The sequence below is a fragment of the Planomonospora antibiotica genome, from assembly GCF_014647955.1.
Classification (GTDB): domain Bacteria; phylum Actinomycetota; class Actinomycetes; order Streptosporangiales; family Streptosporangiaceae; genus Planomonospora; species Planomonospora parontospora.
Window position 1 is genome coordinate 76890 of record NZ_BMQE01000022.1, and the last position, 17602, is coordinate 94491.

Sequence of the window (17602 nt, forward strand, 5' to 3'; positions counted from 1 at the left end):
CGGGCTGTGAACGCTCCCCCGGAAGCACCCCCCGAGGTCGCCCCCCCGGCCCCGCGCCGGCGCCGCTGGCGCTTCCTGGCCGGGTTCCTCGTCGCCGTGGTCCTCCTGGCCGTGGGGGCCAGGGTCGCCTGGTCGTGGCTGGACCCCTTCGGCGAGACCACGGTCGACCGCAGCCAGCCCGCCCTGCTGCAGTCCATCCACGACCTCAGCCGGTTCGAGGCGGCCACCGGCAACTTCCAGGTCATCGTGGACCTGGAGAAGGACGCCGACTTCCTGCCGGACGCCATCAAGGGCACCCGGACCCTCTTCGTCGGCGCGGGCGGCGTCGACGCCTACGTCGACTTCGGCGGCCTGGCCAAGGACGCGCTCACCGTCTCCCCCGACCGCACCGAGGTCACCGTACGGCTGCCGCGCTCCCAGCTGGAGAAGCCCAACCTCGACAACCGGCGCTCCTACGTCTACGACCAGCAGCGCGGCCTGTTCGACCGGGTCGGGGAGTTCCTGTCCTCCTCCCCGGCCGACCAGCAGGAGCTCTACGTGCTGGCCGAGAAGAAGATCGCCGAGGCGGCCCTCGCCAGCGACCTGCGCAACCGCGCCGACCAGAACACCAGGGCGATGCTGCAGGGCATGCTGAACGGCCTCGGCTTCACGAAGGTCACGGTGAAGTTCTCCGACGAGCCCTGATCCACCGCCGCCCCCGGGGGCGGCGGAGCCCCGCCGGCGGTCCGCCGGCGGGGCCCGTCAGCCGAGTGAGGCGAGCAGTTCGTCCGCCGCCGTGTAGGGGTCGAGCTCGGCGTCCAGGACGCGCGCGGCGAGCGCGTCCAGGCGCCGGTCCCCGTGCAGGTGGGCGAAGCGCGAGCGGAGTGCGGCCAGGGCGACCGCCTCGATCTCGTCCCGCGCCCTGGCCCGGCGGCGGCGCTCCAGCTCCCCCGACTCCTCCAGGTGCGCCAGGTGGGCGTCCAGCGCGCCGGCCACGTCCTCGCCGCCCTCGCCGCGGTAGGCCACCGTCGGCACGATCGGCGGCCGCCAGGACCGCTCGACCAGGGCGAGCATGTTGCGCAGCTCGCGGACCGTCGCCTGGGCGCCGTCGCGGTCGGCCTTGTTGACCACGAACACGTCCGCGATCTCCAGGATGCCCGCCTTGGCGGCCTGGACTCCGTCGCCCATGCCCGGGGCGAGCAGCACGATGGTGCTGTCGGCCAGGGAGGCGATGTCCACCTCGGCCTGGCCGACCCCGACCGTCTCGACGAGGATGACCTCGCACCCGGCGGCCTCCAGCACGCGCAGCGCCTGCGGCGCGGCCCAGGACAGGCCGCCCAGGTGGCCGCGGCTGGCCATGGAGCGGATGAACACGCCGGAGTCGGTGGCGTGGTCCTGCATCCGCACCCGGTCGCCCAGCAGCGCCCCGCCGGTGAACGGCGAGGACGGGTCGACCGCCAGCACGCCGACCTTCCGGCCGCGCTCGCGGAACGTCCGGACCAGCATCGCGGTGGAGGTGGACTTGCCCACGCCGGGCGAGCCCGTGAGCCCGATGATCCGGGCCCGCTCCGGCCGGGCGGCGCAGAGCCGCACGAGCTCGGCGGAGATCTCCCGCAGCAGCGGCGAGCCGTTCTCCACCAGGGTGATCAGCCGGGCCACCGCCCGGGGCCGCCCCTGGCGGACGCCCTCGACCAGGACGTCCAGATCCATGCCGCCTCCGTCCCGCCGATCGTGGTGCCCTGACGCCGCCGGAGCGGCCGCCCGGTCGCGGTGCCCTGACGCCGGCGCGGCCGGGGCGGCCGCCCGGTCTCCCATCCCGGCCCTCAGGCCGAGGGGACGCGGATGATCAGGGCGTCGCCCTGGCCGCCGCCGCCGCACAGGCCCGCCGCGCCGAGCCCGCCGCCCCGGCGCCGGAGCTCGTGGGCCAGAGCCAGGACGATGCGGGCACCGGAGGCCCCGATCGGGTGGCCGAGGGCGATGCCGCCGCCGTTGACGTTGACCTTGTCGAGGGGGACGCCGAGCTCCTTGGCGGACTGCAGGACGACCTGGGCGAAGGCCTCGTTGATCTCCAGCAGGTCGAGGTCGTCCACCGAGAGCCCCTGCTTGCCGAGGGCGTGCTTGATCGCGTTGGCCGGCTGCGACTGCAGCGAGTTGTCCGGTCCGGCCACGTTGCCGTGGGCGCCGATCTCGGCCAGCCACGGCAGGCCCAGCTCCTCGGCCCTGGCCTTCGACATCACCACCACGGCGCAGGCGCCGTCGGAGATCTGCGAGGCGGAGCCCGCGGTGATCGTGCCGTCCTTGCTGAAGGCGGGGCGCAGCCGGCTCAGGGTCTCGGCGGTGGTGTCACCGCGCACGCCCTCGTCGGCGGAGAAGACCACCGGGTCGCCCTTGCGCTGCGGGATCGCGACCGGGACGATCTCGTCGTCGAACACGCCGTTCTTGATCGCGGCGGCGGCGAGCTGGTGGGAGCGGGCGGAGAACGCGTCCTGCTCCTCGCGGGTCAGGCCCAGGCGGGCGTTGTGCCGCTCGGTGGACTCGCCCATGGACACCTGGTCGTAGGCGTCGGTCAGGCCGTCGTGCGCCATCGAGTCCACGATGCCGGCGTCGCCGTACTTGACCCCCCGGCGCAGGCCGGGCAGCAGGTGCGGGGCGTTCGACATGGACTCCATGCCGCCGGCGACCACGACGTCGAACTCGCCGGCCCGGATGAGCTGGTCGGCCAGGGCGATGGCGTCCATCCCGGACAGGCAGACCTTGTTGATCGTCAGCGACGGCACGGACATCGGGATCCCGGCCTTCACGGCCGCCTGCCGGGAGGGGATCTGCCCCGCCCCGGCCTGGAGCACCTGGCCCATGATCACGTACTGCACGGCCTCGGGGGCGACTCCGGAGCGCTCCAGCGCGGCCTTGATCGCGATCCCTCCGAGCTCCGCGGCCGACAGGCCGGACAGTGAGCCGAGAAGGCGGCCGATGGGGGTACGAGCTCCGGCGACGATGACGGAACCAGGCATAGGAGGGGCCTTCCTGTGTCGATGGCGACGCTGCGCGTCACGGCCCGGACGGAGAAGCGGCCGGATCCCCGCGCTCGGCCCCTCGGAGATCTCGGCTCCTCGGTCCCGTTCACCGGCGCGCCCTCGCGGAGGACGTGACGCGTTTGCCACGATACCCATGAGTACCCGGACACCCGCCATGGAGGATGGTCCTATGTTCATGCGCATCGATCATGTGGGAATCGCCTGCCACGACCTGGAGGAGAAGATCGCTTTCTTCGAGCGGACCTTCGAGCTCACGGTGGTGGCCAGGGAGGTCAACGAGGAGCAGGGGGTCAAGGAGGCGATGCTGCACATCGCCGACGGCGAGGGCGGCGGCTCCTACATCCAGCTCCTCGAACCGCTCGGCCCCGACACCCCCGTGGGCAGGTTCCTGGCCAAGCGCGGGGAGGGGGTGCACCACGTCGCGTTCGGCGTGCCGGACGTCGAGGCGGCCCTGGGTGAGATCGGCGGCCGGGGGGTCCGGCTGCTGGACGAGAAGCCGCGCCACGGTTCCATGGGCTCCTCCATCGCCTTCCTCCACCCCAAGGACGTGGGCGGGATGCTCACCGAGCTCGTCCAGGCCCCGCCGCGGCGGCCCTGACCCCGCCCGGGCGGCTCCGCCCTCAGCGGCCCTGACCGCACCCCGGCGGCTCCGCCCGCGGCGACCTTGACCACGCGGAACACAAGAAAGGCTCATACGTAACAAGTCACGCAGATAGTCGGAGGAGGAGGCCAACGCGGCAGCGGCGGAGTACGCTGGCGTACCACCGGACGTGGATCCCGCCCCGGCTCCCGCCTCGGATGTCCGAAACCCCCCGTCCGGCCCGTGTAGCCGTCTCGACAACCCAGGATCGAGCCTCCATGCAGTCCGACATCGACGCCCAGCTCAACAACTTCTTTGAAGACGCCCCCGCTCGGGAATTCGACGTGGTGCTCCGTGGCTATGACCGGCACCAGGTCCACGACCACCTGAAGCAGATCGACGGGGAGTTGCGCCAGGCCCGGGAGCAGGTCCAGGGCCTGCAGCGGGATCTGGCCGACTCCCAGCGCCAGCTCCAGGAGCAGGAGCGCCCGACCTACTCCGGGCTCGGCGCCCGGATCGAGCAGCTGCTCCGCCTCGCCGAGGAGCAGGCCACGGAGCTCGTCCAGGCCGCCCGCGCCGAGGCCAACGAGATCAAGGCCGCGGCCAAGGTGGACGCCGCCGACATGCGCGCCGCCGCCGAGAACGAGGCGGCCGAGAAGCGCGCCCTGGCCACCCGCGAGGCCGACGACATGCGCGGCACCGCGGAGCGCGAGGCCGAGGAGATCCGCTCGACCGCCCGCCGCGAGGCCGACGAGCTGACCTCCACCACCGAGCGCGAGGTCGCCAAGCTCCGCGCCACCGCCGACCACGAGGTCGCCGAGAAGCGCGCCGACGCCGAGCGCGAGATCGCCAAGCTGCGCACCACCACCGAGCGCGAGGTCGCCCAGCTGCGCGCCTCGACCAAGCGCGAGCGCGACGAGATCCTCACCACCGCCAAGCGCCAGGCCGACGAGATGCGGGCCCAGGCCCAGCGGGTCCTGGAGGAGTCCGAGGCCAAGCGGGCCCAGGACGAGGCCGAGTTCGAGATCCAGCTCGCCGCCCGCCGAGAGGAGGCCGAGCGCCAGGAGGCCGAGCGCCACGCCACCGCGCAGGCCGCCACCCAGAAGCTGGTCGCCGAGGCCGAGCAGCGGGCGGCCACCGCCGAGCAGCGCGCCACCAAGGCCACCCAGCAGGCCGAGCAGACCCGCCGCGAGGCCGACACGCACGCCAAGCAGCTGCTGGCCAACGCCCGCAAGAACGCCGACCAGGTCGTCTCCGAGGCCAAGGCCAGCGCCGAGTCGATCGTCTCCGAGGCCAAGGCCGAGGCGGAGCGGAGCCGCTCGGTCGCCCAGCGCCAGGTCGACGAGCTGACCCGTCAGCGCGACAGCATCACCAGCCACCTGGCGCAGCTCCGCCAGCTGCTCGGCGGCGCGCCGCTCCCGGCCGTGGAGCCGGAGCCCGCGGTCACCGCGGCCCCCGTCAAGCCGGCCATCGCCGCCTCCTCCAACGGCAGCGCCGACAAGCCGGTCCCCGCTCCCCCCGCCAAGGCCGAGAAGGCCGAGGACGACGCGGAGTGGTGGCAGGAGTAGCACCACCCCCGGCTACGGGGCATCGACGACGGCTACGGGAGAGCCTGGCGACCTTCGCGGTCGCCAGGCTCTCCTGCTGTCCTCCGCCTCCCGTACGGCTCCCGCGGGACCGGGCCGCTCAGCGGATCCGGTCCTCCAGGAAGGCCGCCACCGCGCGGTTGAAGGCCTCGGGCTGCTCGATCGCACTGAGGTGGCCGGCCTTCTCGATCACCGCCAGGCGGCCGTCCGGCACCGCCTCCGCCATCGCCTCGGCGTCGGACCGCGGGGAGAGCCCGTCCTCCTCCCCGACGATCACCAGCACCGGCACCTTGAGCCCGCGCAGGGTGCCGAAGGAGTCGGGGCGGGCGGCCATGGCCCGCTGGGCCCAGGCCACCGCGGCGGGCGGGGCCGACTGGACCAGGCCGCGGACCCGGCCGAAGACCATCGCCCGGCGCTGCCGGGTGGTCGATCCGACCAGTCCCGGAAGCACCTCGTCCACCAGGACCGAGGTGCCCCGCTCCAGGACGGCGGCGGCGATGCGCTCCCGGCCCGCCCTGGCCGCCTCGGAATCGGCCGTCGCCTTGGTGTCGGCGAGGACCGCCCCCAGGACCCGGTCCGGATGCCGTCGGCACAGGGCCATGGTGACGTAGCCGCCCATGGACTGGCCGCCGACGACGGCGCGGTCGATCCCCTCCTCGTCGAGGAGGCGCACGACGTCGTCGGCCATCACGTCGACCGAGGGCTCGTCGTCTCCGAGCGGCGAGCCGCCGAAGCCGCGCAGGTCCGGAGTGATCACCTTGCAGGTGGCGGCGAGGCCCTCGCGCTGGGCCAGCCACATCGTCGATGACATCGGGAACGCGTGGAGAAGGACGACCGGGAGTCCCTCGCCCGCCGACCGGGTGTACAGGCGCACGCCGTCCACCGTAATCCGGGACCGCCGCTCTGGCACCCCCTGACGCTTGACGGGTCGCACGGGCGGCCGTCGGCGGCCACCCGCCCGGGGCCACCGCGGCACCTCCCCGGACGGGAGGACGGACGGGCCCCGCGGCACGCCCCCGGACGGGAGGGCGGGCGGGCCCCGCGCCCCGGCGGCCTCGGCAGGCGGGGGGTCGGCGGGGGCCTACGCCCCGGCGACCTCGGTGGGCAGGGGGTGGGCGGCGGGGTTCACCCGGCGGACGATCTCGTCGAACACGATCCGCACGTACGGCTCGCCGACCCACAGGTGCTTGGCGCCGTCCACGCCGACGACCTCGGCCTGCGGGACCCGGGCGAAGCGCCGACGCGCCTCCTCCGGCCGGAGGTAGTCGTCGAGCTCCGGGACCAGGGCGGTGAGCGGGCGGCCGAACGCCGCCCACGCGTCGAGGTCGGCGTCGGTGGCCCGGTGCAGCGGCGGCGAGAGCAGGATCGCCCCCTGCACCGCCGGGTCGTGCCCCCACTTGAGCGTCAGCTCGGTGCCGAAGGACCAGCCGACCAGCCACGGCCGGGGCAGGTCGTGGAACTCGGCGTACTCCAGCGCGGCCGCGACGTCGAACCGCTCGCCCTCCCCGTCGGCGAAGGCCCCCTCGGAGGTGCCCCGCTCGGAGGCCGTACCGCGGGTGTTGAAACGCAGCACCGCCAGGTCCGCCAGGGCGGGCAGCCGGTTGGCGGCCTTCTTGTACAGGTGGCTGTCCATCATGCCGCCGTGCGTGGGCAGCGGGTGCAGGCAGACGAGCGTGGCCACCGGAGGGCGCTCCGGCGGGAGGGCCAGCTCGCCGACGAGGGTCAGCCCGTCACCGGTGTGCAGCTCGATCGGCTCGCGCCGCGCGGGCAGGACCGTAGAGGCCCGGATCTCCATCGTTCTCCTTCTTCACCGCCGGTGGGCGCAGGACTCCGCGACCGGTGGACCCGGGACGCGTCCGGCGCCCGCCGGCCCTCAGTATCGGCTCCGGCCGGGGCCGCGCCTGGTCCGGTTGCGCCAGCAGGCGGTGTGCCAGTGCCTGCGCTCGTCCTCTCCGCCCGCCCAGGCGGGCCAGCTCACCAGGTGCGGAAGCCCCGCCCGGATCTCCTGGTCGCACCCGGGGCACCGGTAGACCTTGCCGGCCGCCGCGCCGGTGACCCGGCGCACGTGCCAGTCGCCGTCCGGCCACTCCTCCACCTGGTCGACTCCGGGCACGAAGCCTCCGACGGGACGGGCTCCGCCCCGGTTTCCGCCGCGGTCGAAGGGGTCCATCCGCCGTGCCTTGCGCGGGCTCACGACGACAGGTCGCGGATGCTCCGCACACCGGCCGTGACGAGCTGGTCGAGGAGCGGCGCGGGGGCGAAGGAGGGGTCGCGGTACTCGGCGTAGAGGGCGCGCAGGCCGTCGCGGACGGTCTCCGGGCCCAGCCGGTCGAGCATCTCGAAGGGGCCGGCCGGATAGCCGCAGCCCAGCCGCATCGCCGTGTCGATGTCCTCCATCGAGGCGTAGCCCGATTCGTACATCCGCACGGCGTCGTTCAGGTGGGGATGGAGCAGCGCCCCGACCACGAACCCGGCCCGGTCCCGGCAGGACACGGGCGTCCGGCCCAGGATGCGCAGCAGCCCCCGGGCCACCTGGGCGGCGCCGGGCGAGGTGAGCACGGTGGAGGCGACCTCCGCGACCTGGTCGCCGACCAGGTTGAGGCCGACCAGGCGGGCCGGGTGCGGGAGCCGTACGGCCTGCTCGATCACGGGGGTGCGGGAGACGGCGACGACCAGGTCGGCCTCCTCGACGGGGGTGGTCTTGAAGCCCGCCTCGGAGAGCCGCTCGGCGAACGCCTCCGCGGCTCCGTCCGCCGCGCCCGTCCCGTTCGGGGCCGTCGCGCCGACGACCGCGACGGTGCTCGCCGACGGTTTCTCCTCGGCGGAGGGGTTCGCGGGCGGTTCCTCACCGTGGAAACCGCGCCCGGACTTGCGGCCGAGCAGCCCGGCGGTGACGAGCTCGCGCAGGACCGGGGCCGGGGCGTGGCGGCGCTCGCGGCTCTCCCGGAACAGCGCCTCGCAGATCTCGTACGAGGTGTCCAGCCCGATCAGGTCGAGCAGGGCGAAGGGGCCCATCGGGAAACCCGCCCCGAGCCGCATCGCGGTGTCGATGTCGTCGCGGGTGGACAGGCCGTGCTCCAGCAGCGCGGCCGCGTGGTTGAGGTAGGGCAGCAGGAGCCGGTTCACCACGAATCCGGCGCGGTCCGCGACGGTCACCGGCGTCTTGCCGAGGCGGTGCGCGAGCCCGGCCACCTCCTCGGCCAGCCCGTCCTCGGTGCTCACGGTGCGGACCACCTCGACCAGCCGCATGACCGGCGCCGGGTTGAAGAAGTGCATGCCGACCACCCGGCCGGGCCGGGTGGTGGTGGCCGCGATCGCGGTGACGGAGAGCGAGGAGGTGTTGGTGGCGAGCACCGCGGACGGCTTGCAGACCCGGTCGAGGTCGGTGAACAGGGCCCGCTTGAAGTCCATGACCTCGGGGATCGCCTCGACGACCAGGTCGCAGTCCGACAGGTCCTCCAGGGAGGTGGTGAAGGCCACCCGGCCGAGGATCTCCGCCCGCTCGGCCTCGGTCAGCCTGCCGCGTTCCAGCGCCCTGCCCGTGGAGCCCTCCAGGTGGCCCCGGCCGCGCTCCAGCGCCCCGGGGTCGGTCTCCACGCCGACGACCGCGATCCCGGCGCGGGCGAACACCTCGGCGATCCCCGCCCCCATCGTGCCGAGGCCGACCACGCCGACCGTCTCAAAGGTGTTCGCCATCCCTCTCCCCATCACGCCCGCGGACCGCTCACCGGCGGGGCTCGGTCGCCCCGTGCCCTCCAGTCTCCCAGAGAGGTGCGACCCGACCCAAAACCCGGGTACGGGCGCCCGCCTTCCGGTACCGGGACGGCTGGTGGAAGGATCCCCTCATGATCGAGATTGACGACCTGCACAAACGCTACGGGGACAAGACGGCGCTGGCGGGCGTGTCCTTCTCCGTGAAACCGGGTGAGATGTTCGGTTTCGTGGGCGCCAACGGCGCGGGCAAGACCACCACGATGCGCATCCTCATGGGCGTGCTGTCCGCCGACTCCGGCCAGGTGCGGTGGAACGGCGGGCCGCTGGCCTTCGCCGACCGGCGCAGGTTCGGCTACATGCCGGAGGAGCGCGGGCTGTACCAGAAGATGAAGGTCGCCGAGCAGGTCGAGTACTTCGGCCGCCTCAACGGCCTGGCCCCGGCCGCGGCCCGGAAGGCGACCGCGGACCTGCTCGAACGGCTCTCGCTCACCGAGCGGGCCGGCGACGAGGTGGGCGCGCTCTCCCTGGGCAACCAGCAGCGCGTCCAGCTCGCCGTCGCGCTGGTGCACGAGCCCGAGGCGCTGGTCCTGGACGAGCCCTTCTCCGGTCTCGACCCCATCGCCGTCGACGCGCTCGCCGAGGTGCTCGTCGAGCGGCGCCGCGCCGGCGCGCCGGTGCTGTTCTCCAGCCACCAGCTGGACCTGGTCGAGCGGCTGTGCGACGCGGTCGGCATCATCTCCGCCGGGCGCATGGTGGCCAGCGGCACGGTCGGGGAGCTGCGGGCCGGGGAGGGACGCGGCGTGCTGAAGGTGGTCGTCCGGGAGGCCGCCCCCGGCTGGACGGCCGGCCTGCCCGGCGACCTCACCGCGAACGGCGACGAGGTGCTCTTCACCGGCGTGGAAGACGACGGCCAGGAGATCCTGCGGGCCGCCGCGGCGGCGGGCAGGGTCGAGCACTTCGGCTGGGAGCGGCCCTCGCTCACCGAGATCTTCCGCGAGGCCGTCGCATGAGCCTCCCCCACGACGACTTGAGGACGGTGCACTGATGAGCGGACTGTGGCTGGTCGCGTGGCGGGAGATCGTCACGCGCGGCCGTACGAAGGGGTTCATCGCCGGGCTGGTGGTGAGCGCGGTGCTGGTCGGCGCGTTCGCCTTCCTGCCCAAGGTCTTCGACGGGCCCGACTCCTACACGGTGGGCGTCGTCGGCTCCTCCGCCCTGCAGCCCGCGCTCACCGGAGCGGCCGGGGAGACGGAGGTCACCACCAGGCCGTTCGCCGACGAGGCGGCCGCGCGCCAGGCGGTCCTCGACGGCGACGTGGACGCGGCCGTGGTGGACGACCGCCGGGTGCTCGCCGACGGCGAGGTCGACCGGGAGCTCGGCGCGCTGCTGGAGAGCGCGCACCGGACCGTGCAGACCCAGAAGCAGCTCACCGACGCGGGCCTCGACCCGGCCAAGGTCGGCCAGGCGATGCAGGTCGCCCCCCTGGAGCAGGTCTCCGTCGGCGCCGACACCCGCTATGCGGCCGCGCGCACGGGCATCGCGACCATCGTGGTCTTCGTGCTGTTCTTCCTGATCTTCCAGTCGGCCATGTTCGTCGCCATGGGCGTGGTCGAGGAGAAGGGCAGCCGCATCGTGGAGATCCTGCTGACCTCCATCCGCCCCTGGCAGCTGCTCGGCGGCAAGGTCCTGGGCCTGGGCGTGCTCGCGCTGGCCAACCTTGTCGTGATCATGGTGGTCGGCCTCGGCGCCGCCGCCGCGACCGGCTTCGCCGTCGACCTGCCCCCGGGGATGGCCGGCATCGTACTGGGCACCCTGTTCTGGTTCCTGCTCGGCTACGCCTTCTTCTCGGTGATGGCGGCGGCGCTGAGCTCCCTGGTCTCCCGGCAGGAGGAGGTGAGCAGCGTCCTGACCCCGCTGCAGATGCTGATCATGGTCTCCTACTTCGCGGCCTTCTTCGCCACCATGGATCCCGGCACCACGCTGGCCCGGGTCATGTCGCTCGTCCCGCCGTTCTCCTCCATGGTCATGCCGGTCCGCATGGCGGGCGGCGAGGTGCCGCTCTGGGAGATCGGCCTGGCGGCGGCGCTGATGCTCGTCGCGACGGCGGGCATGCTCGCCGTCGGCGCCCGCATCTACGAGCGCGCGGTCCTGCGCACGGGCGCGCGGGTCAAGCTCGCGGAGGTGGTGCGCCGACCGGCTTCGGTGCGCTGACCGGCTTCCCCTGAGGACGTGCGCGGTACGGCCCGCCGGGACTCCCGGCGGGCCGTACCTCGCCTCCGACCGGCCGGAGCCTCCTGCGGGCCGTACGGCGGCGCTCCGGGTGGCCGGGTCTCCCGGTGGAGCGCCGGTCCGCCGGGGTTCCCTGCGGCCGTCCGCTTCGCCGGGCGGCCGCCCCCGCCCGGCCGGTAGGGTTGGGGCCCATGCGGCTGGTCATCGCGCGTTGCAGCGTGGATTACGTAGGGAAGCTGACGGCCCATCTCCCGATGGCGCCCCGTTTGATCCTCATAAAGGCGGACAGCAGCGTGTCGATCCACGCCGACGACCGCGCCTTCAAGCCGCTCAACTGGATGAACCCGCCGTGCAAGCTCCGCGAGGAGGACGGCACCTGGACGGTCACCCACGGCAAGACCGGCGAGAAGCTGGTGCTGACGATGGAGGAGATCCTCCACGACTCCAGCCACGAGCTGGGCGTGGACCCCGGCCTGATCAAGGACGGCGTCGAGGCGCACCTGCAGGAGTTGCTGGCCGAGCACATCACCACGCTGGGCGCGGGCTACACGCTGATCCGCCGGGAGTACATGACGGCGATCGGCCCGGTGGACATCCTCTGCCGTGACGCGAGCGGCGCCACCGTGGCCGTGGAGATCAAGCGGCGCGGCGAGATCGACGGCGTCGAGCAGCTCACCAGATACCTGGAACTGCTCAACCGCGACCCGCTGCTGGCGCCGGTGCGGGGCGTCTTCGCCGCCCAGGAGATCAAGCCGCAGGCCCGCGTGCTGGCCGCCGACCGCGGCATCGACTGCGTCACCCTCGACTACGCCGCGCTGCGCGGCATCGAGCCGGAGAACCCGACGCTGTTCTAGCCGGTACGGCCCGGCCGGTCCCCCGGTTCCTCCGTACGGCGTGCTCCCCGTCCGCGGCCTGCCCGGCTCTGGGAACCGTACGGCGTTCCGGGCGGGCGGCCGTGTCCACCGAACGGAGGACACGACGTTCCACCGGCCGTCGGTACCGCCGGACCCCTGCCCCGGCGAGGCTTGGGGCATGACGACGACAGCGGTGCGAGTGCGCGGCCTGGCCAAGCGGTACGGCGACGTGCAGGCGGTCGGGGGCGTCGACCTCGACATCCACGCGGGTGAGGTGTTCGCGATCCTCGGTCCCAACGGGGCCGGGAAGTCCACCACGGTGGAGATCCTGGAGGGCCACCGGCGGCGGGACGCCGGCGAGGTCAGCGTCCTGGGGACGGACCCGGGCCGGCCGACCCGCGAGTGGCGCTCCCGGGTCGGGATCGTGCTGCAGACGGCGAACGACATGACCGAGGCCACGGTGCGGGAGACCGTCCGGCACTTCGCCGGCTACTACCCGGACCCCGAGGACCCGGACGAGGTGATCGAGCAGGTCGGCCTGACGGACAAGGCCGGCAGGCGGGTCCGCGAGCTCTCCGGCGGCCAGCGCCGCCGGGTGGACGTGGCGCTCGGCGTGATCGGCCGTCCGGAACTGCTCTTCCTGGACGAGCCGACCACCGGCTTCGACCCCGAGGCGCGGCGGCGGTTCTGGGACCTGATCCGGGGCCTGGCCCACCGGGGCACCACGATCGTGCTGACCACCCACTACCTGGACGAGGCCGAGGCGCTCGCCGACCGGGTGGCGGTGATCGCGGGGGGCCGGATCGTGGCCGAGGGCGAGCCCGCGACCCTGGGCGGCCGGGCCACCGCCAAGGCCACGGTCCGCTGGGCGGGCGGGTCGCTGGAGACCGACACCCCCACCCGGGCCGTACGGGAGCTGAGCGAGCGGTTCGACGGCGAGGTCCCGGAGCTGACCGTGACCCGGCCGTCCCTGGAGGACGTCTACCTCAGCCTCATCGGAGGCTGACCTCCGGCTCCTCCCCGGACGGGCGCCCCGCTCCCCGGACGAGCGCCCCGCAGACTCCCCCGCCGGACGAGCACCCCGCAGACTCCCCCGCCGGACGCATCCGGCGACCCCCGTACGCAGACGATGGAGAACCGATTCCCATGAGCGAGACCGTCGCCCCCTCCTCCGCCGCACCCGCACCCGCACCCGCACCCGCACCAGTGCCCGCATCCGCCGGGCCGCCCTCCGTGATCAGGGTGGGGCTGTCCCGGGCGGCCTTCGAGACCCGGATGTTCTTCCGAGAGAAGGACGCGGTGATCTTCACCTTCTCCTTCCCGATCGTGCTGCTGGTGATCTTCGGATCGATCTTCAAGGCCGAGCTGGAGGGCACCGGCCTGAACGTCTCCCAGCTGTACGTGGCCGGCCTGATCGGCTCGGCGGCCATGACCGGCTTCCAGAACCTCGGCATCGGCATCGCGGGGGACCGCGACGACGGCACGCTGAAGCGGCTGGCCGGGACGCCGATGCCGCCCGCCGCCTACTTCGTCGGCAAGGCGCTGAACACGCTGCTCGTCTCCGCCGTCCAGGTGGCGATCCTGCTGGCCATCGGGGTGGCGATGTTCGAGCTGGAGCTGCCCTCGGCGCTCTCCGACTGGCTGACCTTCGCCTGGGTGTTCGTGCTCGGCGTGCTCGGGTCGTCCCTGCTCGGCATCGCGGTCAGCAGCCTGCCCCGGTCGGCCAAGAGCGCGAGCGCCGTGATCGCGATGCCGTTCGTGGTCCTGCAGTTCATCTCCGGCGTGTTCATCCCGATCAGCCAGCTCCCCGAGTGGGTGACCCGGGTCGCCTCGCTCTTCCCGCTCAAGTGGATGTGCCAGGGCTTCCGGTCGGTGTTCCTGGGCGACGGAGGTGCCACACTCGAACTGGCGAAATCATACGAACTCGACCGGGTCGCCCTGATCCTGGGCGCCTGGGTCGTCGGAGGGCTGGTGCTGTGCCTGACGACCTTCCGCTGGAAGGGCCGCCGCGACGGATGAGCGACGACCCGGACGGGGCTTCCGCCCGGCGCGGACCGGCCGCGCGGCCCGCGTTCCCGCTGCTGCGCCGGGGCCGGCGGCCCGCCGGCCCCGACGGGCCGAACGCCTGGGAGTCGCTGCGCGGCTGGGAGCTGCTGCTCGCCGCCACGACGCTCCTGCCCGCCGCGTTCATCGTGCTGGAGGGCCCCCGCACCCCGGAGCACCTGCTCGCCGCGGGCCTGCTGGCCGCGGTCCCGGCGGTCTACCTCCTGCTCGGCCGGCCCGCGATCGTGCGGGAGGACCGGCCCCGCGGGCTCGTCTACATCGTCCTGCTCGCCGCGCTGTTCACCCCGGCCGCGCTCATCGCCCCCACGGCCACGTTCGCGCTCTTCGGCCTGTGCCCGCAGTGCTTCATGGTGCTGCGGGCCAGGCCCGCGGTGGCGGGGGTCGTCGTGTTCAACCTCGGGCCCGCGCTCCGTTTCGCCCTGTCCGACGACGGCTGGGCCGGGACGTTCAACTTCCTGACCGTCACCACGATCGTGGTCTTCTTCTCCGCCGTCTTCGGGGTCTGGCTGGAGCGGATCATGGAGCAGAGCGAGGAGCGGGCCGCGCTCATCGCGGAGCTGGAGGACCAGCGGGCCGAGGTGGCCCGGCTCTCGGCCGAGCGCGGCGCGCTGGCCGAGCGGGAGCGGCTGGCCGGGGAGATCCACGACACCCTGGCCCAGGGGTTCACCAGCATCATCATGCTGCTCCAGGCCGCCGAGGCGCAGCCGGACCCGGCCCGGCACCTGGCGCTGGCCGTACGGACCGCGCGGGAGAACCTGGCCGAGGCCCGGGGGCTGATCGCGGCCCTGTCCCCCGCCCCGCTGGACGGCTCGACGCTGGACGAGGCCCTGCGCAGGCTCACCGCGCGGCTGGGCGAGGAGACGGGGATCGAGGCCGTCGCCGCCGTCGGCGGGCGGTCGCGCCCGCTGCCGCCGCCCGCCGAGGTGGTCCTCATCCGCGCCGCGCAGGAGGCCCTGGCGAACGTGCGCAAGCACGCGGGGGCGAGCAGGGTGGACGTCCGCGCGGTCTACGGGCCGGGGACCGTGACGCTGGAGGTCCGCGACGACGGGATCGGCCTCGATCCGGAGGCCGCCGGCGGGTACGGCCTGCGCGGGATGCGCGCCCGGGCGGAGCAGGTCGGCGGGACGCTCACCCTGGCCGGTGCGCCCGGTGCGGGGACCGTCCTGGCCGTGACCGTTCCCACCGGCCCGGAGTCCTCCCCGGAGGACCCGGCCCGGGGGACCGCCGGGACCGCGGGACCGGACGGCGCTTCCCCGGAAGCCGCCGCCCCCGCAGAGCAGGGAGTGTGACCGCATGCTGCGTCTGATGATCGTCGACGACCACCCGGTGGTCCGGGAGGGGCTGCGCGGGATGCTGGAGTCCGACCCGCGGCTCACCGTGGTCGGCGAGGCGGCGTCCGGGGACGAGGCGGTCGTGCGGGCGCGCGAGCTCGCGCCGGACGTGATCCTGATGGACCTGCGCATGCCCGGCGGCGACGGGGTGGCCGCGATCCCCCGCATCCTGGCGGACCGGCCGGGGAGCCGGGTGATCGTGCTGACCACCTACGAGACGGACCAGGACATCGTGCGCGCCGTCGAGGCCGGGGCCGCCGGTTACCTGCTCAAGGACACCTCCCGGGCCGACCTGCTGGCCGCGGTCGTCTCGGCCTCCCGGGGGGAGACGGTGCTCTCGCCGTCGGTGGCGACCCGGCTGGTCTCGCGCATGCGGGCGCCCGCGGCCGAGTCGCTCTCCCCGCGCGAGACCGAGGTGCTCTCCCTGGTCGCGCGCGGGCTGACCAACGCCGAGATCGGCCGGGCCCTGTTCATCAGCGAGACCACCGTCAAGACGCACCTGCTGCGGGTCTTCGGCAAGCTCGGCGTCTCCGACCGCACCGCCGCCGTCACCACGGCCATGGACCTGGGACTCCTCATCCGGTAAGAGGGGTAAGTGATGGTTTACCCCGTGGGCGGACCCGGTCTATCGTGGGCCCACCGCGCCCGTGCGGCCGGCCGCGCCCGTGCGGGAGCCCGGGAGCGCGCCACCGCCGGGCGTCCGCCCCGCACGCGAGGAGGCCCGTGATGTCCACGGCGACCGGACAGCGCACCTTCGACTCCCTCGACCCCGCCACCGGGACCGTCGTCGGGACCCACCCGGTCCACGACGCCGCGGCCGTGCGCGCGGCCGTGGCCGAGGCGGGGCGCGCCGCGCAGTGGTGGGGCGGGCTGAGCCGGGCCGAGCGCAGGCGGCGGCTGCTCGACTACAAGGCGGTCGTCACCCGCGACCTCGCCCGCATCGCCGAGACGGTCCACCGCGAGACGGGCAAACCGAAGGCCGACGCCGTGCTGGAGGTGATCCTGACCGTCATCCACCTCGACTGGGCGGCCCGCAACGCGCGCCGGGTCCTCGGCCCGCGCCGCGTCTTCCCCGGCCTGGTCGGCGCCAACCTCGCGGCCACGCTGGAATACCAGCCACTGGGCGTCGTGGGGGTCATCGGGCCGTGGAACTACCCGGTGTTCACCCCGATGGGCTCGATCGCCTACGCGCTGGCGGCCGGGAACGCGGTGGTGTTCAAGCCGAGCGAGCTGACTCCGGGGACGGGGGTCCTGCTGGCCGAGCTGTTCGCCGAGTCCGTGCCCGAGCAGCCGGTGTTCCGCACGGTGACCGGCCTGGGCGAGACGGGCGCCGCCCTCGCGGGCGACCCGGGGGTGCAGAAGATCGCGTTCACCGGTTCCACCGCCACCGCCAAGCGGGTGATGGCCGCGTGCGCGGCGAACCTGACGCCGCTGGTCGCCGAGTGCGGCGGCAAGGACGCGCTGATCGTGGACGCCGACGCGGACGTGCGGGCGGCGGCGGACGCGGCGCTGTGGGGTGCGATGTCCAACGCCGGGCAGACCTGCGCCGGGGTGGAGCGGGTCTACGTGGTGGACGCGGTCTACGACGCGTTCATGCGGGAGCTGACCGGGCGGGCCGCCGCGATCAGGGCGGGTGAGGACTACGGCCCGATCACCATGCCCGCACAGCTCGACGTCATCCGGCGGCACATCGACGACGCCGTCGCGCGCGGCCGCGCCGTGGTGGGCGGGCCGGAATCGGTGCGCGCGCCGTACGTGGACCCGGTGATCGTGGAGGACGTGCCGGAGGACTCCCCGGCGGTCCGCGAGGAGACGTTCGGCCCGACGGTGACGGTCAAGCGCGTCGCCGACGCGGAGGAGGCGCTGGAGAGGGCCAACGCCACCGCGTACGGCCTGGCCGGAACGGTCTTCTCGGGCGACGCGCGGCGGGCGGTGGAGCTCGCGCGCCGGATGCGCAGCGGGATGACCGCGATCAACTCGGTCATCTCCTTCGCCTCGGTGCCCGCCCTGCCCTTCGGCGGTCTCGGCGACTCCGGCTTCGGCCGGATCCACGGCGCGGACGGCCTGCGCGAGTTCGCCCGGCCCAAGGCGATCGCCCGGCAGCGCTTCGCCCTGCCCGGGATGAACCTCACCTCGTTCGACCGCGGGCAGAAGGAGCTTGACCAACTGGTGAAAGTTGTGACTTTCTTGCACGGTCGCCGGAAGAGATAGCGCATTCCCTCTTCCCTGA

General features: G+C 73.9%; 17 protein-coding genes. 11 read left to right on the forward strand and 6 right to left on the reverse strand.

The window, feature by feature from the left end; translation table 11 throughout:
• Positions 1–6: 6 nt before the first annotated feature.
• Complete coding sequence (locus tag IEZ06_RS20480; RefSeq protein ID WP_189238311.1) at positions 7–684, forward strand: DUF4230 domain-containing protein; 678 nt, start codon at positions 7–9, stop codon at positions 682–684.
• A gap of 57 nt (positions 685–741) precedes the next feature.
• On the opposite strand, the gene meaB is transcribed toward IEZ06_RS20480, so the two are convergent.
• Both meaB and IEZ06_RS20490 read right to left on the reverse strand, forming a co-directional pair.
• Entirely contained in the window at positions 742–1689 is a 948-nt protein-coding gene (gene meaB, locus IEZ06_RS20485; protein WP_189238312.1) for a methylmalonyl Co-A mutase-associated GTPase MeaB, read from the reverse strand.
• Between the two features lie 113 nt (positions 1690–1802).
• Positions 1803–2990 (reverse strand): acetyl-CoA C-acetyltransferase, encoded by a 1188-nt coding sequence (locus IEZ06_RS20490; protein ID WP_189238313.1) that lies wholly within the window; start codon positions 2988–2990, stop codon positions 1803–1805.
• Positions 2991–3183: 193 nt separating this feature from the next.
• On the opposite strand from IEZ06_RS20490, the gene mce reads away from it, so the two are divergent.
• Both mce and IEZ06_RS20500 read left to right on the forward strand, forming a co-directional pair.
• Positions 3184–3612 (forward strand): methylmalonyl-CoA epimerase, encoded by a 429-nt coding sequence (gene mce / locus IEZ06_RS20495; RefSeq protein WP_189238314.1) that lies wholly within the window; start codon positions 3184–3186, stop codon positions 3610–3612.
• 260 nt (positions 3613–3872) lie between these two features.
• Positions 3873–5162, forward strand: a complete 1290-nt coding sequence (locus IEZ06_RS20500; RefSeq protein WP_189238315.1) for a DivIVA domain-containing protein — start codon at positions 3873–3875, stop codon at positions 5160–5162.
• 118 nt (positions 5163–5280) lie between these two features.
• Here IEZ06_RS20500 and IEZ06_RS20505 read toward each other — a convergent pair whose 3' ends face one another.
• The 4 genes from IEZ06_RS20505 to IEZ06_RS20520 all read right to left on the reverse strand — a co-directional run bounded on the left by IEZ06_RS20505 (position 5281) and on the right by IEZ06_RS20520 (position 8876).
• The gene (locus tag IEZ06_RS20505) at positions 5281–6054 is read right to left on the reverse strand and encodes an alpha/beta fold hydrolase (RefSeq protein WP_189238316.1); all 774 of its coding nucleotides are present in this window, start codon (positions 6052–6054) and stop codon (positions 5281–5283) included.
• A 207-nt stretch (positions 6055–6261) separates the two neighbouring features.
• Positions 6262–6975, reverse strand: a complete 714-nt coding sequence (locus tag IEZ06_RS20510) for an alpha/beta hydrolase (protein ID WP_189238317.1) — start codon at positions 6973–6975, stop codon at positions 6262–6264.
• A 78-nt stretch (positions 6976–7053) separates the two neighbouring features.
• The gene (locus IEZ06_RS20515; RefSeq protein WP_307827350.1) at positions 7054–7293 is read right to left on the reverse strand and encodes an Rv1322 family protein; all 240 of its coding nucleotides are present in this window, start codon (positions 7291–7293) and stop codon (positions 7054–7056) included.
• A gap of 77 nt (positions 7294–7370) precedes the next feature.
• A complete protein-coding gene (locus tag IEZ06_RS20520; RefSeq protein ID WP_189238319.1) occupies positions 7371–8876 on the reverse strand; it encodes a 3-hydroxyacyl-CoA dehydrogenase family protein in 1506 nt (501 codons plus the stop codon).
• A 149-nt stretch (positions 8877–9025) separates the two neighbouring features.
• Here IEZ06_RS20520 and IEZ06_RS20525 point away from each other — a divergent pair, with 149 nt between their 5' ends.
• From IEZ06_RS20525 to IEZ06_RS20560, 8 genes are all read left to right on the forward strand, one after another.
• On the forward strand, positions 9026–9904 hold the full coding sequence (locus IEZ06_RS20525; RefSeq protein ID WP_189238320.1) for an ABC transporter ATP-binding protein: 879 nt from the start codon (positions 9026–9028) through the stop codon (positions 9902–9904).
• A gap of 34 nt (positions 9905–9938) precedes the next feature.
• A complete protein-coding gene (locus IEZ06_RS20530; protein ID WP_189238321.1) occupies positions 9939–11105 on the forward strand; it encodes an ABC transporter permease in 1167 nt (388 codons plus the stop codon).
• Positions 11106–11314: 209 nt separating this feature from the next.
• Positions 11315–11977 carry an endonuclease NucS gene (gene nucS / locus IEZ06_RS20535; protein ID WP_189238322.1) on the forward strand — a complete coding sequence of 221 codons (663 nt, stop codon included), beginning with the start codon at positions 11315–11317 and terminating at the stop codon, positions 11975–11977.
• A gap of 178 nt (positions 11978–12155) precedes the next feature.
• Positions 12156–12983, forward strand: a complete 828-nt coding sequence (locus IEZ06_RS20540) for an ABC transporter ATP-binding protein (RefSeq protein ID WP_189238323.1) — start codon at positions 12156–12158, stop codon at positions 12981–12983.
• 140 nt (positions 12984–13123) lie between these two features.
• On the forward strand, positions 13124–13996 hold the full coding sequence (locus IEZ06_RS20545; RefSeq protein WP_189238324.1) for an ABC transporter permease: 873 nt from the start codon (positions 13124–13126) through the stop codon (positions 13994–13996).
• A complete protein-coding gene (locus IEZ06_RS20550; protein WP_189238325.1) occupies positions 13993–15330 on the forward strand; it encodes a sensor histidine kinase in 1338 nt (445 codons plus the stop codon). The genes IEZ06_RS20545 and IEZ06_RS20550 overlap by 4 nt, the downstream gene beginning before the upstream one ends.
• 4 nt (positions 15331–15334) lie before the next feature.
• Positions 15335–15958, forward strand: a complete 624-nt coding sequence (locus IEZ06_RS20555; protein ID WP_189238326.1) for a response regulator — start codon at positions 15335–15337, stop codon at positions 15956–15958.
• 140 nt (positions 15959–16098) lie between these two features.
• A complete protein-coding gene (locus tag IEZ06_RS20560) occupies positions 16099–17583 on the forward strand; it encodes an aldehyde dehydrogenase family protein (protein WP_189238327.1) in 1485 nt (494 codons plus the stop codon).
• The last annotated feature ends 19 nt before the right edge of the window (positions 17584–17602 follow it).

What these genes read in the sequence shown, in the direction of transcription:
- IEZ06_RS20550 (WP_189238325.1), top strand. Translation starts at nt 13,993, where the DNA reads ATGAGCGACGACCCGGACGGGGCTTCCGCCCGGCGCGGACCGGCCGCG.
- meaB (WP_189238312.1), bottom strand. Translation starts at nt 1,689, where the DNA reads ATGGATCTGGACGTCCTGGTCGAGGGCGTCCGCCAGGGGCGGCCCCGG.
- IEZ06_RS20520 (WP_189238319.1), bottom strand. Translation starts at nt 8,876, where the DNA reads ATGGCGAACACCTTTGAGACGGTCGGCGTGGTCGGCCTCGGCACGATG.
- IEZ06_RS20530 (WP_189238321.1), top strand. Translation starts at nt 9,939, where the DNA reads ATGAGCGGACTGTGGCTGGTCGCGTGGCGGGAGATCGTCACGCGCGGC.
- IEZ06_RS20525 (WP_189238320.1), top strand. Translation starts at nt 9,026, where the DNA reads ATGATCGAGATTGACGACCTGCACAAACGCTACGGGGACAAGACGGCG.
- IEZ06_RS20490 (WP_189238313.1), bottom strand. Translation starts at nt 2,990, where the DNA reads ATGCCTGGTTCCGTCATCGTCGCCGGAGCTCGTACCCCCATCGGCCGC.
- IEZ06_RS20500 (WP_189238315.1), top strand. Translation starts at nt 3,873, where the DNA reads ATGCAGTCCGACATCGACGCCCAGCTCAACAACTTCTTTGAAGACGCC.
- IEZ06_RS20545 (WP_189238324.1), top strand. Translation starts at nt 13,124, where the DNA reads ATGAGCGAGACCGTCGCCCCCTCCTCCGCCGCACCCGCACCCGCACCC.
- IEZ06_RS20560 (WP_189238327.1), top strand. Translation starts at nt 16,099, where the DNA reads ATGTCCACGGCGACCGGACAGCGCACCTTCGACTCCCTCGACCCCGCC.
- nucS (WP_189238322.1), top strand. Translation starts at nt 11,315, where the DNA reads ATGCGGCTGGTCATCGCGCGTTGCAGCGTGGATTACGTAGGGAAGCTG.
- mce (WP_189238314.1), top strand. Translation starts at nt 3,184, where the DNA reads ATGTTCATGCGCATCGATCATGTGGGAATCGCCTGCCACGACCTGGAG.
- IEZ06_RS20510 (WP_189238317.1), bottom strand. Translation starts at nt 6,975, where the DNA reads ATGGAGATCCGGGCCTCTACGGTCCTGCCCGCGCGGCGCGAGCCGATC.
- IEZ06_RS20540 (WP_189238323.1), top strand. Translation starts at nt 12,156, where the DNA reads ATGACGACGACAGCGGTGCGAGTGCGCGGCCTGGCCAAGCGGTACGGC.
- IEZ06_RS20555 (WP_189238326.1), top strand. Translation starts at nt 15,335, where the DNA reads ATGCTGCGTCTGATGATCGTCGACGACCACCCGGTGGTCCGGGAGGGG.